General features: G+C 58.5%; 12 protein-coding genes and 1 pseudogene. 8 read left to right on the forward strand and 5 right to left on the reverse strand.

The features are described from left to right. Nucleotides 1–114 precede the first annotated feature (114 nt). The 5 genes and pseudogenes from tnpB (at nt 115) to L6639_RS39805 (ending at nt 3,798) form a co-directional block, all read left to right on the forward strand. A complete protein-coding gene (tnpB, locus tag L6639_RS43620; protein ID WP_377819185.1) occupies nt 115–270 on the forward strand; it encodes an IS66 family insertion sequence element accessory protein TnpB in 156 nt (51 codons plus the stop codon). A 51-nt stretch (nt 271–321) separates the two neighbouring features. Continuing rightward, a pseudogene (tnpC, locus tag L6639_RS39785) lies at nt 322–1,885 on the forward strand (IS66 family transposase). Further along, nucleotides 1,882–2,484 (forward strand): plasmid pRiA4b ORF-3 family protein, encoded by a 603-nt coding sequence (locus tag L6639_RS39795; RefSeq protein WP_237866952.1) that lies wholly within the window; start codon nt 1,882–1,884, stop codon nt 2,482–2,484. The pseudogene tnpC and the gene L6639_RS39795 overlap by 4 nt, the downstream one beginning before the upstream one ends. A gap of 293 nt (nt 2,485–2,777) precedes the next feature. Next, nucleotides 2,778–3,032 (forward strand): hypothetical protein, encoded by a 255-nt coding sequence (locus L6639_RS39800; RefSeq protein ID WP_237866953.1) that lies wholly within the window; start codon nt 2,778–2,780, stop codon nt 3,030–3,032. Between the two features lie 448 nt (nt 3,033–3,480). Continuing rightward, entirely contained in the window at nt 3,481–3,798 is a 318-nt protein-coding gene (locus L6639_RS39805; RefSeq protein WP_237866954.1) for an H-NS histone family protein, read from the forward strand. Between the two features lie 334 nt (nt 3,799–4,132). On the opposite strand, the gene L6639_RS39810 is transcribed toward L6639_RS39805, so the two are convergent. Then, nucleotides 4,133–4,456 carry a hypothetical protein gene (locus tag L6639_RS39810; protein ID WP_237866956.1) on the reverse strand — a complete coding sequence of 108 codons (324 nt, stop codon included), beginning with the start codon at nt 4,454–4,456 and terminating at the stop codon, nt 4,133–4,135. 466 nt (nt 4,457–4,922) lie between these two features. On the opposite strand from L6639_RS39810, the gene L6639_RS39815 reads away from it, so the two are divergent. Beyond that, nucleotides 4,923–6,032, forward strand: coding sequence for a hypothetical protein (locus L6639_RS39815; protein ID WP_237866957.1), 1,110 nt, complete (start codon nt 4,923–4,925; stop codon nt 6,030–6,032). Between the two features lie 84 nt (nt 6,033–6,116). On the opposite strand, the gene L6639_RS39820 is transcribed toward L6639_RS39815, so the two are convergent. After that, a complete protein-coding gene (locus L6639_RS39820; RefSeq protein WP_237866960.1) occupies nt 6,117–6,839 on the reverse strand; it encodes a hypothetical protein in 723 nt (240 codons plus the stop codon). A 205-nt stretch (nt 6,840–7,044) separates the two neighbouring features. On the opposite strand from L6639_RS39820, the gene L6639_RS39825 reads away from it, so the two are divergent. After that, nucleotides 7,045–8,154: an LbetaH domain-containing protein gene (locus L6639_RS39825; protein WP_237866961.1), complete on the forward strand. Its 1,110-nt coding sequence runs from the start codon at nt 7,045–7,047 to the stop codon at nt 8,152–8,154. A gap of 56 nt (nt 8,155–8,210) precedes the next feature. Here the strand turns inward: L6639_RS39825 and L6639_RS39830 are convergent, their stop codons facing one another. The 3 genes from L6639_RS39830 to L6639_RS39840 are packed head-to-tail and all read right to left on the reverse strand — an operon-like array spanning nt 8,211 to nt 13,980. Further along, the gene (locus tag L6639_RS39830) at nt 8,211–10,571 is read right to left on the reverse strand and encodes a glycosyltransferase family 2 protein (protein ID WP_237866963.1); all 2,361 of its coding nucleotides are present in this window, start codon (nt 10,569–10,571) and stop codon (nt 8,211–8,213) included. Next, nucleotides 10,568–13,036 carry a glycosyltransferase family 2 protein gene (locus L6639_RS39835; protein ID WP_237866965.1) on the reverse strand — a complete coding sequence of 823 codons (2,469 nt, stop codon included), beginning with the start codon at nt 13,034–13,036 and terminating at the stop codon, nt 10,568–10,570. The genes L6639_RS39830 and L6639_RS39835 overlap by 4 nt, the downstream gene beginning before the upstream one ends. A 53-nt stretch (nt 13,037–13,089) precedes the next feature. Beyond that, entirely contained in the window at nt 13,090–13,980 is an 891-nt protein-coding gene (locus L6639_RS39840) for a hypothetical protein (protein ID WP_237866967.1), read from the reverse strand. A gap of 194 nt (nt 13,981–14,174) precedes the next feature. Between L6639_RS39840 and L6639_RS39845 the strand changes: the two genes are divergently transcribed. Continuing rightward, on the forward strand, nt 14,175–15,554 hold the full coding sequence (locus L6639_RS39845) for a glycosyltransferase (protein WP_237866969.1): 1,380 nt from the start codon (nt 14,175–14,177) through the stop codon (nt 15,552–15,554). Nucleotides 15,555–17,228: the final 1,674 nt, after the last annotated feature.

Genomic DNA, 17,228 nt, shown 5'->3' on the forward strand with positions numbered 1-17,228 from the left:
GGGAAAATCGATCTGCTTCAAGCCAGGTTGATCGGCGCAGAATAGTCGGCGTTGCACCAAACTTGCGTCAGAGCCAAAATTGGACGCCGATGAGGGGTCAAATTTGCAAGCCGATTGACAAAACGGCTCGATGACAGCGGCTTCAAATGGCCCCCCATCGTAGCCGGCGTGATGCGGATGAACTCTGCGCAAATGTCGGCGCTATTGGCCGGCATGGATTGGACACGCATGCGCGCACCTCGGATCCCGCAGCCGAAAGCGCTTGCGTAAAAATACAAATCTTCGCTGCATCGCGGCGCGAAGCATGGCAAGCTTGGGCCAATGAGTGATTTGCCCGATCAGCTTCCGAGCGATCCAGCCGAGTTACGTGTCTTTGCCGCGGCTCTGCTGGATCGCTGCGCCAAGCTCAAGCGGTTGCTCAAGCTTGCGAAAGATGCGCAGTTCGGTCGGTCCTCGGAAAAGCTGGACGCTGATCAGCTACAGCTTGTTCTGGAGGACATCGAAGGAGCCGTCGCAGCTCTCGAAGCCACCGAGGATCGCGCCAATCCCAGAGTTTGCGAGAAGAGGACGGCCGAGCGCAGAACCAACCGTGGTCAGCTGCCGGAGCATTTGCCGCGCATCGTCGAAACCCTGATGCCGGCGGAGACTTGTTACCCGTCTTGTAAGGGCGACCTCTTCGAGATTGGCCGAGATGAGAGCCAGAGGCTGGACGTCGTGCCGGCGCAGTATCGCGTCATCATCACCCGCCGGCCCAAACTGGCTTGCCGCGCCTGTCACGGCGTCGTCCTCCAGCACGCTGCTCCCGAGCGACTGATCAGGGGTGGATTGCCTACCGAGCGGCTGGTCGCGCATGTGATCGATGCGAAGTATCATTGGCATTTGCCGGTTTACCGCCAGGTACAGATGATGGCGACGCACGGCATCGCCATCGATCGTTCCACGCTCGCCTTCTGGGTCGGGTATGCCGCCCAGGAGTTGAAGCCCTTGTGGCATCGTTTGCGCCAGCTTCTGCTCGCCTCTTCGAAGCTCTGTGTCGATGAGACCCCGGCACCGGTGTTGGATCCAGGACGCGGCAGGACGAAAACCGGCTACTTCTGGGCGCTGTCGCGCGATGACAGACCCTGGGCCGGGCCTGATCCGCCTGGGGTGGTCTATGCCGATGCACCGGGCCGCGGCGCCGTTCATGGCTTGCGGCTGCTTGAGGGCTATCGCGGCATCATCCACTGCGATGGCTATCAGGCTTACAAGACCATGACCCGAGAGACGCGTGCGGACGCCCTGTCCGGAACGCTCGCCTTCTGCTGGTCGCATCTGCGGCGCCAGTTTGTGAAGATCGAGCGGGAGGCTGCGCCTGCACCAGCTCCGGTTGCCCGCGAGGCTCTCGAGCGCATCGCCCAGCTTTATGCGGTCGAGAAGGCTCTCCGCGGCCGATCTGCGGACGAGCGCCGCAGGCAGGCAGGCGCATGCCCGACCTCTGGCTGCAGCCTTGAAGCAGTGGTTTGAGTCCATGCTTGGTCACCTTGCGCAGAAGAGCGACACGGCGAAGGCTTTACGTTATGCGCTGCGGCATTGGGACGGCTTGACGCTGTACCTTGATGACGGGCGCATCGAGATGGATACCAATGCGGTCGAGCGAGCGATGCGGCCGATCAAACTCAATGCCAAGAACTCCCTTTTTGCCGGTTGCGACGAGGGCGCCGAGAATTGGGCATTACTGGCTTCGCTCATTGAGACCTGCAAGCTCAATGGCGTCAGCGCCGAGCACTGGCTTGCTGATGTTCTCGCCAAGCTCGTCAATGGTTGGCCTGCGGCACGGCTGGACGAACTGCTTCCCTGGGCGTCGACCTACACGATGCATGTTCACGATCCGAGGCTGGCCGCATGAGCCTGAACACGACCGCGGTCCGGATCAAGGTGACCCTCAAGAACGTGAACCCGGAGGTGATGCGTCGCCTTGTCGTCCCCGTCACCCTGCGCCTTGATCGGCTGCATTTGACGCTTCAGGCGGCATTTGGCTGGACGAACAGTCACCTCTTCGAGTTCTTCGCTGGTGAGGTCCATTGGGGGATTCCCGACCCCAACAACGATTACGGCCACCGGCCCTTGGACGTGAGCAAAGCGCGGCTTTGCGATATCGTTCGCGAGACCGGCGCCAAGACGATCCACTATCTCTATGACTTCGGTGACAGCTGGGACCATGTGATCAAGCTCGAAAAATGGTTCGAGAACACCACGACGGATGGGCTTCCCTTCTTGCTCGAGGCCACCGGTCGTTGTCCTCCGGAAGACGTCGGCGGTGCGCCGGGCTATGCGGAATACCTCGATGCCATCAGCAACCCCACCCATCCGGAGCACGAACACATGCGCCTCTGGGGACCGGAGCGGTTCGATCCCAACGTCATCGATCGGAAGGCGCTTGAGGCCGCCGTCAACGCGTTGTCCGACAAATGGAAGCCACGACGACGCCCCGCGCGGACAAAATAATCGTCAAGCGTCAATCAAAAGGGCCGCAGAGCTACGCTTACGATCAAAGCGCGGGTGCTTTAGTTTGACGGCAAGGCATTGGATTTGACGAGAAAATTCAAGTCCGTCGTGCATTTCTGCCTCGAAGCGGCCATGTGGATGAGTCGTTTTTAAATATCGAAATTTAACTGTAATGTTGCGATCTGCGGAGCGAGAGTTGTGAGCTTTTAGTCGCTTTAGCGCTGTAGGCCCGCATTGCCTTGTGTAGATCCGTTGGTCTCGACTTTCGAGCGCGGGCACATGAAGCACGAGTTGTGCTTCTGCATCGGAATGCTCTGCTCAATTTTCAAGCGGCGCGAGCTTATCAATCAAATCGTCAACTGCCTCAGGGCGATGACCACATCTATCGTTTGGGCGCAGCCCTCACAACGTCGGCGTTCGGCTCGACATGGCAGTTCGCTCTTAGCCTTGACGGCGCCACGCCGCGCCCTGGCGTGCGCTGGATGACGGTCCGATTCTTCGCGCTGCCAGCGGCGCAGGACGATGCGATTGCGATCCTGGGAAAGTAGTCGCGGGACTCACTGGAGAAAACTTGTCGGATCAATAACGTGCCTGCGGCGGCATCCCATCCGGCAAAAATATGTCCGAATGCGTCCATTGTAACTCAGATGTGTCCTGGCCTAGCCGGCGGCTGGGCGGGTCGGCGGCGCGAGCAAATGCAAATGTATTCAAACTCTCAAACTCCAATTCGCATGCTGAGTAATCGTGAATTGAGCGGGCATTGGTGCCTCAATTTGAATACCACCTTACCACGGCTGGTCCGACAGCAGTTTTCTGCCACAAATCAGTCACAAGCAATCTCAAAGAAAAATCCAGGAACCATCACCTACTTGGGGCGTTGCTCCGCTTCCGGCCAATGTCTCAGTACGTGTATCTCGGAGGAATTTCAATCTTGCTTAATTAAATCGATGGGCGCATTAATGCGCGTCACGAAGCGGCTTAGATTCGCGAGGGATTATGGATTACGGCCAGTTGAAAGTGTTGTCGGTGGATGAGCTCTGGCTTTTGCACGAGCAGGTCACGTCCGAATTGAGCCGCAAGATCGAGGCAGAAAAGGCCAAGCTTGAAGAGCGACTTCAGAAGATAAACATGGCAACCGCGAAGAGGGGCGGGGTTGAAGGTCAGCGGCGCCCATATCCGAAAGTGTTGCCGAAATATAGAAATCCGAAGAACCCCAAGGAAACCTGGTCTGGGCGCGGGAAGCAGCCGCGCTGGCTGACGGCCCAGCTTGGGGCAGGCAAGAAGCTAAACCAGTTTTTGATCTCGCGGCCGTAACCAATCCGGTTCGACGCTTGTCGAAGTTGCCAAGCCAATGTCGCCCACGGCGGGGAGTGTTGAGCGTCCAGGCGGAAACGAGTGATCCCGCCTTTGGGTGTTCAACGCATCCCAATCCGGTAGGTTGGACTTGACCGAGTGGCAGGTTTGACGCACGGCGCACAGTCGGGCCACAGAGATCTTGCACGACGCCGCTTTCATAAGCCTGTCGCTAGTTGTCGTCGAGCAGCTCTCAACTGCCATGACTGGTGTAAAGGCCGGCACGTAGGGGGCAGATCCGCGTGCAGTGTACACGACGTGGCGTCGGGTTACAGAGATTGTTGGTTCGGTTTTCTCAATTCGACTTCGTGAGCACATCTCGCCAGGTTTCGATAGCGGCGATAGATTTGCTCCATAAAGGTGCGCTATCCTCCCCGGTTGACCGGAGCGATTGGACAAGTTCGTCTATTGCAGCCCAAGCCGCGAGATAGGCATCGACCCCGCCGGGTACCAAAGCGCTCTCTTTGTACTCAGATGTGTCGGCTCTGAGCTGCTCGAGCATTTTGATTGCGGCGCGTCGGTCGGAGAGCTTGGCGTGGCGGACCACCAGCAAGGCGTGCTTGGCGCTCACAAACGCTTTTTCGACCAGAAGCTTGTCGCCTGTGATTTCTTTGGCCATGAATGAGGCCCGCCGGCAATGTGATGAATAGACCAATAAGAGAGCAATGTAGGAATTGTAGCGAGTGCAGGCTCGATGGGCAACCAGTGATAGAGGTCACTCCGACGCCCGGAATTTCCTCGGTCAGACGGTGCTTGATCGAAATTCGGGAACGCCTGAACTCCTTTCGGTCGACAGTGATCGGGAAGCCTGTCCAATTCATCGGGTCGAAGTATTGGACCGGATCCCGGTGTCGCCGGAAAAACGGGACATCCAGGCTAACCGGCTAATTTGGCGCCTCTGGCGGTTCGGGGCAGCAGGTGCTTAAGCGCCCTGTCTGGCTGGCGCAGGGGTCAGTACCTTGCGATTGACCGCTCCGACATCGCCTAAAGTCCTGGTCTTGCGGCGCAATGCCGTTGGCTGGCTTTGCATCTGTGGCTTTGCCGCACTAGGTTGACCAAATCTGAGCTGGACTGAAGCCTACTCTATGACGTTGGAGCCAACTAGAACTGCGGCGGGCATCGCGAATAGCGCACATCCAGAAGTGGAGTTTGCGCTCGTTCTGGCTCGCACAATCGACGCCGTGCAGGGAGATCCGGAGCAGCTGCGCCAGGCGATCTATGAGTTGGCGCGGCAGAAGCTCGAGGAATTGCAAGCCGGCGATCCGGCTGAGAAGCAACGACTGGCGCTGGCGCTAGAAGTCGCGATCACAGGCGTTGAAGCGAATGCGAGGGGCGGTCCGATCGTACACGACAGGATCGGCTTCGCTGCGCTACCATCTGCGCGCTCCTCTCGCACAGTCGCGCCCGTCGAAAGATCATCGCCCATTAAGAACGTGCGAGGTTTCCGACGCATGTTGATGGGACAATCGCAACTTTTGCCGGCCCTCTCGTTGCGCCATCTGGCAATGTTCTGCTTCGTCGCCGGCGCAGCTGTTTGGGCGATCAATTTCGTGGGACGGACGTCATCGCCGGCGCCTCAAAGGCCCGAGCCGATCCAGCCCAAGGCTGAAATCTCGATCCACAATAAGAGCCCTCATGCCCCTTCGGTCGAAAAGGCAACCTCCGAGAGCGGGCCGCTCCCGTCGGCATACGGGGTGTATGCGGAGCAGGGCGGCAAACTCATTGCGCTCCAGATGTTGCCAGGGCATGCCCCGGATTCACGTGTTGCCATTTCGGCTGCGATTACCAAACCCAGCGAAACAAAGCTGCCTGATGGCAATGTACATTTCATAGTATTCGACAAGGATGGTCAGGGTGCGCATGAACCGGTTGAAGTGCGCGTGATGGCGCAAGTGAGGCAAGCGACGAATTTTGACTCGTCGGGCAAGCCAGTCGTCGCGCAGAGGGGTCGCACGTGGGTCATCCGCAACATCTCTGTTCCCTATCAGGCGATTCCTTTGCCGGGGAATCCGCAGATGTACGAGATTCGATCCCGGGAGCCAGCAAAATCACTGCCTGCTGGTCGCTACGCGCTTATTGTGCAGGGGAAGTCCTTTGAATTCTCAATTGCAGGTCCGATAACGGACAAGCGCCAATGCCTGGAAAGCATTTCCGCGACCAATGGCGTGTTCTATACCGAGTGTCCCGGCACCTAGACGAGATGGTGTGCTGTGGCGCCTGATCTTTGCGCTCCAGTTCAGTTAGGATCACGCCCGTGGAGCTGCGGGGACGAACGACCGCTATTTTTGCGCGGCAGGTCGATCGAGCCATTCGAGGAGTTGCTTGAGGTTTTCCGTGGAATCATTTTCGACCGGCGAGGCCGCCTCCAACTCGTCGGCATCGTTGTCAATCCGTACAGTGTTGGGCGCGCTGTCGTGCTCGAGTGTTGTGAGCGCCGGCGGGGCGGGCGTCGGCCGCTGCTCGATCGCTGGATCCGCACTATCTGGTCGGGGCGCTGGTGTGAGGCCTGCTTGCGATCGATCGAAAATCGTAGGGAAATCCCCTGTGCCGACAGAGAAATTGGCGATCGTCTTAGCTCCAACATCGCTATCGAGCCCTGAATCAAGCCTGTAGGACGCAACGATCGTGCTCAATATGCTCGATAGAAGCGCCTTGTTTTCGAATATCAGGTAGGCTCTGGCGAACTGCTCTGCGTACTTTGCGCCGCATCTTGCTAGAATGGCCTCGGCTTGCGCAATATCGCGATCGCCTGCAACCAAGCGTCGCCAGCGCTCCCAATCGAAGTTCGTTGACCGCTCGTGGTCGGCGATCTGGCCGCCACGTCGCACAATCGGTTCGATCGACGATTGGACGCCCTGCACGACAATTGCCTCTTGCTTCCTTTCGGCCGCCTGAAAGAAAAGCAGTCCGGCTCCCATCGTCACGAACCCGACCGCAGCCCAATCGATGGAAGCACACAACACTAACCCAACCAGCAGGAGAGCAGAGCCAGCAATACGCATCGTCAGCCAAAGAAAAATATGCCAAAAATCGACGTAACCTTAATGTCTTGTCGTCGCTTTGACAATATAATTGCGAACCTCGAATATTGGCGCTCTCGTTCCAGCGATTTTTGCCTGCCCCCGGTGGGTCCGCCATGCCCCTCTGCCGATCCTTACATTGCCATCGCTTCCCGCCGATTAACCTTTGCAGGCCCAGGAAGAGCACATGACACCTTCGTTGCAAGATGCCCGTCTCCGGCAGCTCAGTGAAAGGGGAGTTAACATCGTTGATCCGCGCCAGACTTTCGTAGACGACGATGTCGACCTCGAGCGCGTCTTTCCTGAAGCCATATTGTTTCCTGGCACCCGGCTGGTCGGGCGCAGGACGCTTGTTGGACCGCGTGCGAAAATCGGGAGCGAGGGGCCGGCGACGGTGATTGAATCCGTCATCGGTGAGAATGCTGAGATCGCGAGTGGCTATGTGACCGGCTCGGTCTTGCTAACCAAAGCGCGAATTGGCGCAAACGGCCACGTGCGCGAGGGGACGCTGCTCGAGGAAGAGGCCTCAACCGCTCATGCGGTTGGCCTGAAACAAACTGTGCTGATGAGCTTCGTCACACTTGGATCGCTGATCAATTGCTGCGACTGCCTGGTTTCGGGTGGACGTTCTCGTTCCAATCATACCGAAGTCGGAAGCGGTTTCATTCATTTCAATTTCACGCCCTGGGGTGAGAGTGGCGACAAGGCAACCGCGTCACTCTTCGGTGGAGTTCCGGACGGCGTTTTTCTTCGGGAAGAACGGATCTTCATCGGGGGCAGTAGCGGTATGGTGGGACCCAATCGAATAGGCTTTGGATCTTTCACTGCAGCCGGGCAAGTTATTCGCTCGGACGTTTCGGCCAAACGCATTCGTTCCGAAGCGCAGCGCGAGGTTGACGCACCTTGGGGCTTCGAGGCGCCCAGAAAAGCCGCCGATCGCGTTGAAAGAAATCTCGAATATATCGGTCACCTGGCCGCACTCCAGGCATGGTATCGACGAATTAGGAGATCACGTGTGCCAGAGGATAGTGCTTCGCTACCCCAGCGTCTGACACTCGATGCCGCGATCGCATTGCTGGACGGCAACATCGCTGAACGATGGGTGCGACTTGGTCAATTTCTCGGCCAACCGCTTCCACCAATCAAACTTCCAGCAATCGATTGCCCACTTCAATTGAGCAACGATTCCCAGCCGCATATTGGTTGGGTCAAAAGTCTGTCCCTTGAGGAGATCGCGTCCGGGCGCCGCTGGCTACAGGACACGGTTGATGCGGTCGTGACTGCCAACAGAGCTTGAGAATCCAACGTTAGCTTCGAGACGCTTCCCGTCGGTTGGTCAATCGCCACGCAGCCTCAAAAGCCTGACGGTATCGCCCGCGAGCTCGGTGGCTCGTTCGTTCTCGGACTGCAGTCTGCCGGCGGCCACGCTAATGCGCCGTAAGGCACCCCGTCACGCGACAACTGCGGATTGTAGGTCGGATCTTCCAAGAGTGCCGTTCCCCATCGCGCCCGTAGCTGATTAAGCTCGCGATCGAACCTGTCCCGTCGGTCGGGCCTGTCGTCTTTGCCTCGACTTGCAGATTCGAAGTGAAGGAGCCGTGCGTGGGGCGTCATCACGATGCGTTTGCCAATCTCACGCAATCGAAGACAATAATCCACGTCATTGAACGCAACAGCGAAATTGAATTCATCCAGCCCGCCTAGCCGCAGATAGTCTGCGCGGCGAGTCACCAGACATGCCGCGGTGACTGCGCTGCACTCGTGGGCTACGCGTAAAAGATCGAGATACCCCGCATCGTCGCCAAGCCTGTCTGTAAAGGCGTGGGTGGCCGCGAAGTTCATACCGAGAACCACGCCCCCATGCTGAACAACGCCGCCGGGCCAGGTCAAGAGCGCGCCTGCTGCCCCCACATCTGGCTCTGCAAGGCGAGACAACAGTTCGTCGAGCCAATCATCTGACGTCGCCTCGATATCGTTGTTGAGAAGGCAAAGTACATCACTGTCAACCACGGCCGCCGCGCGATTGTTGAGCTTGGCGAAGTTGAAGGCGCCTTCGACGCGAATGGTTCCGATTCCTCGACGGGGCAGATCGGCCAGATAGTTCAACGAATCCGGATCAGTGCTGTGATTATCGATTACGAGAATCTCTGCCCCGCTGCGCGCGACTGCAGGCGCAATGCTGTCGAGGCATGTACGTAGCATGGCGGCTCGATCACGGGTTGGTATCAGTATCGTTGCCTTCTGGCGTTGCCTCACACGTCTCACCCGCACTGCGGGAAACAAGCTCCCCTCGGATGAAATGACTTCCGATTTGATAGCGCGCGCGATGAGGTGCTGCTGCGTGGCGGATTGCAGGTAAGGCGTGCAGTCAAGCTGGTCCAGCTTCGGCAAGGTCCCTGCCGAGCCCGGCAAATGCAGGATAACCCGTTGCGACCCTGTCCGGTCGAGCATCGAGTTGAAGAGACGATAAAGATTGTCGGGTTTCGAATACAGCAGTTCAAACGCGACGTCGCGCCGAACGGCGAAAAGATAGCAGCAATAGCCCTGTTCGAGCATTCGCTCATAGTCAAATGCGGGGAAGGCGACTGGCCACAATCGACCATCGTCAGCGAGAAAGTCGAGGTCGCAATAGACTGCCGACGCATCGGGGTCATCATCAAACGCTGCCGAAATCCGCGCCAAAGCATTGGGCGTAAGTTGAATGCCGGCCATGACAAACACCAGGATGTCGGCCACGGGGTTCGTTTCGGTTAGGAATTCAGAAACGAGGGAAGGATTGATCGCGGGCGGCGTCCCTTCAATTACGGCTGCAGTCCAGGCCTCGTGACTCTGGCTTTGTAGCGTCGCGAGTGTTTGTTCTGATGCTCTTTCGCCGGCAACAACAACGGCAAGCTCGAGCTGGCTAGGTTTCGGATCAGGTAACGGGAATCGCTCAAGCCAGGCTTCATAGTCCACAAGGGGGAGCGAGGAAGGAATGAGCTGGTCATAGAGTGTGCCGCGAAGGCGCTCTGCGCCGTTATCGCCAAGAGAAGATAGAATTGCGGAAAGTCCATCGGGGAAGGCGACGAACGTTGCATAAGGCATCAGTTCGCCATCACCTTGACGCAGACTCACCCGGTGTACGCAGCCATCTGCAAATCGCTGGGGCAAGTTGAAGTCGAACGCGCGAACGTTGCGTCCCGCGTGGGAGGAGCCGTCTTCGTTGATACGCGCCCATTGTGAAGCTCGCAATTGCGAGACGGTCTCGCCATCCACAACAGCATCCAGGACAGTCTCGAGACTCGAGTCAACCCATCCATGGAAGCGAAGGCCGCCCAGCCAGCGCAGGAAGCTTTTAGTGCGTATATCCGCGAGATTGCCCTGCCGCGTCGATTTCAAATCAATCGGAACGCCAATTCCTGTCCCGAGGTTTGCGATCCGCGCTTCAACGGTGCATGCCGTTGATAGATGATCGGGATCGAGCAACAGCTCGAATCCGTAGCGCGCATTCTTCATTCCCCGGTTTGCGAGCTCGGGAACGAAGCTGGCTGCATGACAGGTCGCAACCACCAAGCCGTCTAGCAGAACGTCAACGGTAAAGTTGCGACCAAGGTCTTCCGGATCGAATACGAAGCCCGTGAGCGTCCCGTCGGCGGCTAAAGCAAGCCGACTGACTTGGGTTCCAGTCTCAGATTTCGCCGTTGAACTTGGTTGACCGCAGGAAGTTCGTATCATGATCGGGGCGCTCCTATCCAACTTGCGAGAGCGTCGGCAAGCGCTGCATCATCGAGGTCCGGCGAGATCGGAAGGTCACCGGGTCTAGGCGCGACGAGGCGATGTGACCAATCGCAATAGGCGACCTTCCTGTTGGCTTGTCGCACGGCTTCGATGGTCGGATGGCCGAACAAGGGATCGCCGAAGTCAGTAAAGAGCCAGCTCGGGGCGTGTGGCAGCAGCACATCAGCCAGCTCTGCAAGGCGCGTGTTTCCCGTGACGAACAAATTGGGAAATGACATGAGCTCAAGGTCGTTCAAGGTTGCTCCAGCCACAACAATGGATACTGCCTCATGCTGCAATCGCGCGGCGATCACGCGGATGATGCGAAAGATGACGGGCGACGATGATACGGGAACGATGGCCAGAGTTCTGCCGAGAGGCTGGTCGCTCGGAAGAACCAGCGGCTCGACTTTCCAGGTCCGGGTCTTGATCGTGCGCCGCGGCATGCGCGAGCGCGCAAATGCTTCGGCCACCGTTGTAGGGGCAAGGAGCGGCGCCTTCCTATTCAGTTGAGACGAAACGCTTTCCATATCTGCCGTTATCCAGGCGTCGATCCGGATTGCCTGGCTATCAGCAAGCCGAGTAAGTTCTGGGTCTACGGCTGGGTCGACGACTTCGAGCCGCGTGGGCCGAAGATCGGCGATAACCTTAGCGGCTCGGTCTTTGGCCACGTCGGACGAAAGGTCTATGGAAATCGACTGCGGGGCACTTTCGTCGTACGCAGAAAGGCGTAGTTCGGCGAGGTCTCGGATGATGAGGATAGGGTGCTCGCCAGCATTGGCAAGTTCGGCGGCGCGTGCCCGCGCAATATCGAGGCTCGATCCCAAGGCGGTCGCGATGAGAACGGAATCGCTGGCGAGGCGCCCTAAGCCGCGCTCGATCGCGGCGCGTGCGAAACGCAGGGGGTCAGCGGCTTCGAATGCCAAGCATTCTCTTCGGTAGCCGGGAAAGCGTTGGTCAAGGATATCGAGATTGCGCCGGACCAGCTTGCGCTTTTCCTCGCGGAACGAGCGTGATCCGTGATGACCAACGAAGACCGAGGCTGAGCATACGCTCCGAAAGCCGCTCGCACGGGCGCGTAGACAGAGGTCAACGTCTTCCAGATAGCCCCTTTCATAGCATTCAGAAAGACCAATTACTGCGTTGAGGCAAGCTCTGGTGACGTAAAGGCAAAAGCCGATTCCGCTCGGCACATCGACGACCATGCTCTTGTTAGTCGCCGCGGCAATCCGATCCAGGGCTATGATTTCGTCATAGTCAGGCATCGGATTTTCTTGGTTCGGCATAGGAAAAGAGAAGATGTCGCCATTATTTGAAAGGGGAGTAGCAGTTCCGATGTCTGGTGCCGAGCGTGCGGCCGCGGCCAAACGTTCGACGAATCCCGGGGGAACGACCGTATCTGCGTTGAGAAGGACGACGTCGCCGTTTTTCACTTCGGACAGTGCACGGTTGATCGCGCCAACAAAGCCGAGGTTAATCGGATTGATCAGCAGGTCGATTGCGTTCGTGGCTGCAAGTTCTAGCAGATGATCACGAAGCCCTGGATCCGGGGTCGCGTCGTTTACAACCAGGATCCGAAAGGCGCTGTCGCGCGATCTTGTCTTCGTGCTGGGGAAATTTGTCCGCGCCTGAATAAGACTTTGCAGGCAGCTCCTGGTTGCCTCGAGATCGGCATACACCGGCACGATGACCGTGGGCAGAGCGTCGGACGCATCAGCAACCGCCTTGCTCGTCTCGCCCCGCGAGAGCCGTTGTGTGAAGCCGAGGTTCGGCGGAAGCCGCTGAGTCTTGAACGCCTCTCCGTCGGAGGTCATGATTAGTTGCTGAGGTCGTTCTGAAGGTGGTCGGCGGAGCCGGAAGCCTGTTGCCTTTATCTGACGGCTGGCCAATGGATGAAACGGGTCTGCGACCAGGACGCTCGTAAGAGTGCCGTCCTCGAAGGATATCGTCGCCTCGACCTCGGCTTCGCCACTCCACGCAACCCAGCCGGCCACATGACTATCAAAGACAGAAACGGCAGCCCATCGACGCTCGCCGGACGCTTGCAGCACTGCAATTGCGCTTCGGACCGTGTTAGGAGTTTCGTCATGAGCGATCAGGCTGGACGCCGCCGCCTGGCGGCGGTCATCTTCGCTCCAGAGGAGCATCCGGCGATTTGCGTTGATATCTTTCGGGGAAATGCTGAGAGCTTCTGCGAGATCGCTGAGGGCGGCCTCTTGCCGGCCAAGATGCCGGTTGGCCTCGGCGCGTAGCACAAAAGAATGCGCTGCCGGAGGAGGATCTATCCTGCATCGCCGGTCCGCATAAGCCAGCGCAAGGTGGAAGTCTTGAGCCGAAAGTGCTCGAGCCGCCCGCCGCTCGAGCAAAAGGTGATGTTGCAGACCTGCATAAGCGGTCGCGCCATCATCTTGCTCCGATGCCATCCCAGCCGTCCTGCCCTCGCAAAGGCCGCTATAGCCGCATGTTGCCGGTTATTTTAGTCAACCGCAGTGGTCTGACGGGGTCTGCTGCGAAACACCCGGACTCGACCGGAACCGGAAGGTTTTGAGGGGATCTTGGCGGGAGTGGCGGCCTTGCTGGACGCCGCGATCGCCCTGTCTGCCCTTTCGATGGCGATCCGCAGGCCGACCAAAGGCTCGCGGCCGGTCGGACCTGACAGGACCACGCGTTGTCCGATCGCCCGAAGGGTTGGTGCGTTCAGGAACAGAGCTTCGGCAACAAACTCGAATTCGTCGTTTCCCGCCATTTCGAGAACTACGCCCGTGAGCGGCATGGCGCGACCGCGCGTTCCTGCGAACGCACCAAGAGCGACCATCTTTCCGCTGCCCGATTGTCCCTTCAAAAACTGAACTGCATAGCGGATCTCGACGCCGGCGGGTCGGTCGGCCCAGTCCAAAGCAATGCCCTCGATCCGCGACGGGGAGGCTGGACCTGCGATCCAGGTGTTCGGACCCGCCGTCGTATCGCCAATACCTGCGACATGAGCGAGCACCTTCAGTCCGTCCCCCGTCACTGCAGAGCCAGTTCTGCCACTTTCGACCCGGCCGCGTGAAACGGCTGGTATGCGGCCGGGTTGGATCGGCTCGATGCGCACGACCGCCGCACGGGAACCGCCTGGCCGCATCGGCAACACCTCGATTTCTAGGCGGCCGGGAGATCGAGCCCTGATGACGAAGCCTGAATTTGGCTCCCACAGCGTCGGTTCCGAGGCGTCGGGATGCAGGATGAACTCAAATTGACTTTCATCGCCTCGTGCGGGCGTAACGATCACCTTCGGCGGAGCAGACTGGTCCTCGGCGCTCCGGTAATTTACAGAAAATAGCCCACGGTCGAGATCAACCGTCTTTCGCTGATCAGCTTCGCTCATAACCCGCCCCTGTTGGGCCATCGCACTTGGCAACGTCCGAACTCTTTACTGTATTCAACTTATCACAGGCGTCAGACCTCGCGGCCGGAAATCTTTGTTATAGTGAAAGTGACAAGGTCTGAGCCGAAGAGTGCCTGGAGATTTTGTTAAGCAGGGGGCACCGTGGGTGAACTTCCCATTTAGACACAAAGTCAATGAAAATATTGTTTGTCCACAATAACTTTCCCGCCCAGTTTCGGAATCTCGCAGTCGCTCTTTCACGCGAGCCCGGTCACCAGTTGGTGGCAATCGGAGCGTCGAGTTCTCGTGCGATACCTTCAGTTAAGCTTACCAAATACGCACTTGCCGACGCAGACGTCTCGATGACGCATCCCTTCGCGAGGCGCTTTGATCTCGAGTGCCGACGCGCGGAACAAGTACTTTATAGCTTGTCCAGCGTCGCGGCTTCGGGGTTTTCGCCAGATGTCATTCTTGCGCACCCCGGTTGGGGCGAAACGTTGCCGCTGCGAACCGTGTTTCCTCGTTCCAAATTGGCAGTTTATTGCGAGTTCTACTATGGCGCTAAGGATCGCGACCTCGGATTTGATTCGGAATTTCCGGAGCCGGGTCTGGATGGCTATGTTGGTCTGCACCTGAAGAATGCCGCGACCCTTTTGGCCTTGACCGAAGCCGACCTCGGTATCTCACCAACATGCTGGCAGCATTCGACGTTTCCCATACACTATCAAAGCATGATCGATATCGCCCATGAGGGAATCGACACCGACGTGATAAAGCCCGATCCCGAGGCGCGACTTACGCTCCCCGGGCGTGAGCTTACGCGCCGGGACGAAGTCATTACCTTCGTGGCAAGGAACCTCGAGCCGCTCCGTGGCTATCACGTGTTCATGCGGGCACTTCCGGAAATCCTGGCGCGGCGACCAAATGCACAAGTCGTGATCATAGGAAGTGACGGGCTGTCATATGGGCAGTCGCCGCCTACAGGCACGACCTGGAAATCGATCTTCCTGAACGAAGTCAAAGATCAAATCGATGCCAGTCGTGTCCACTTCCTTGGTCGGGTCTCGTATCCTGTATTCCTGAGCGCCCTGCAGATCTCATCGGCCCACGTCTATCTGACCTACCCATTTGTGCTCTCTTGGTCGGTGCTTGAGGCGATGAGCAGCGGCTGTGTCGTGATTGGGTCTGACACCGCGCCCGTGCGAGAGGTTATCCGCCCGGGGGAGACTGGCATTCTGGTACCGTTCTTCGCGGTTGACGAACTGGTGGCAAGGACTGTTGAGGTGCTGGCGAGCCCCTCGAAATTTTCTGCTATGCGCGAGGCGGCCCGTCGATATGTCGTTGAACATTTCGATGCGAACCGGATCTGCATTCCGCGCGTTCGGCAACTGCTCGGTGAAAATGCGCCCCCGACCGCGGCAGCCAGAAGCGTCTGGCCGGGCAAGGAAGTGCCGACCGAAAAGAGAAGGCGCCAGAATAAGGTTGTCAAGCATGCGACGAACACGGATGTCCCCAACAGGCCCAGTCACCTGCCAAAGTCCAGTGGAACAATCCAGCAGCGCAAATCTCGTTGATCGCCCGACGGTCCAGCGCGATCGCTGAATCGCGCATCTCCCCCGAACCACCGCGTGACATTAATCCGTGGGCGAGCGTAAAGGTTTCAATGTCGTCGAACATGCCGGTTGGAGCCCCTCTGCCTGCGAAAACGCGTCCCGATTGCTGGCCCGTCCGGGCTCTGAACTGCTTCGCCGCGAGCGCGCTGTCTCCTGCATTGATTGACCGGCCCCGCGGCCCCCGGCCGTGCGGAGAACGGTCAGGTTGGCACGGCGTCTGGCACCGGCTTCGCCGCCATCAGCAGGCACGGTCTCGCGGACTGGTCGGTGATCCTTTCAAGATCCATCGGGCCACACGGCCCGGCGCAGGTCACAGTCCGTCACACCGCCGCCCCTAACTCTGTTGCCATCGGTGAGGCTTGTTCGGTAAGCTTAGAACAGGTGGCCGTTTGGCTTGGAAAATTTGACGGGGCATCCGGTAAGCGCGAGCAGCGTGCCAAGGTAGACAACTTTCGCTACCTGAGCGACTCCTTGGGCAAGTTGAGAGGGATAAATGATGTCGAGTTCCGTCCAATTGCTGACACGCCTGGCCTTAGTCGCGGCCTGCTTGTCCAATTTCTCCACGTCAGCTGAGGCCAAAGGCTACCGCCACTGGTACGCTCCAACTGGTTTTATTGCTGGTGTACGGGGCGGAAGCCCGCTGACGGTTCCTTTTTTCGCGCACGGCTGGTATCCCGGGACAACTCATTATTACGGTCCACCCGACAGCTGGTGCTGCCGCGCCGCGGCGATTTCCGTCAAATATTAACCTGCTTCCGTTCCCCGATTGGCGTCTCGCAAAGGCCCTGTCTGGCGGGTGATCGCGCGCCGGGATGTTTGGGGTGATTTGCTCAGTCCTGGAGCGGCCGCGCCCCGGTCAGATCGGCCGTGCAAGCTGCAAGAACAAGTTACTTTCACGAGCGATAGGCTCAACGAATAATCTGCGTTTGGTCCGGATGGCGACCGAGCCGAGGGCTAAACACCCGGCGGGACACTCGGGAGGCCTTTATGCCCAAAAAGGGCTAGACGATGCGCGGCGTTAACGACGTCAGAGCCTGGCGCTACTTGCCTTGGCCGCCGTCCGGGAGGGTGGGATTTCGGAAATAGCTAATCTCGTGTTGCTCCCATTGCCCGCGTCGCCCGTCAGGTTGGCCGCGGTAGTCGGCTTGCGGGCCCGGACGGCACGCCCTGTAAGCTGCTGGATGTGCCTCTAGACTTCACGCGAGGACGCTGTTCGGCTGGGCTTATCAGGCTTATCTGTCGACCACCGCTCCGTCGTAGCCACCTTGGCACTAGCTCACTGGCCGCAGGACTCCCGGTCCTCCCCTACGATCGGCGTTTGTGAATCTAGGCGCCACCAAAGGCTTGCACCTCTCCCGTTTCGCACGGAAGTAGGATCACCCGGGCGATCCCGTCCGATAAGCCGCAGACAGCTCAGTTCGTCCAGCAGGCGAAACAGAAGTTGCAGTCCCAGCGATCTGGCGCTGACGATCGACGATCGGTGCTGCCATTCGCCGGAATAATAGGTCTTCGGCGACGGTCTCCCGCATTAACTCGGAGCGAATCTATGAAAAACACGAGGCCCAATTTAAGCCATTATTAGAATGCCGCCGCTAGGAACAATGCGGTTTGGCGGAGTAATTGACGTGACAAGCC

Source organism: Bradyrhizobium zhengyangense (genome assembly GCF_022012555.1).
Classification (GTDB): Bacteria; Pseudomonadota; Alphaproteobacteria; order Rhizobiales; family Xanthobacteraceae; genus Bradyrhizobium; species Bradyrhizobium zhengyangense.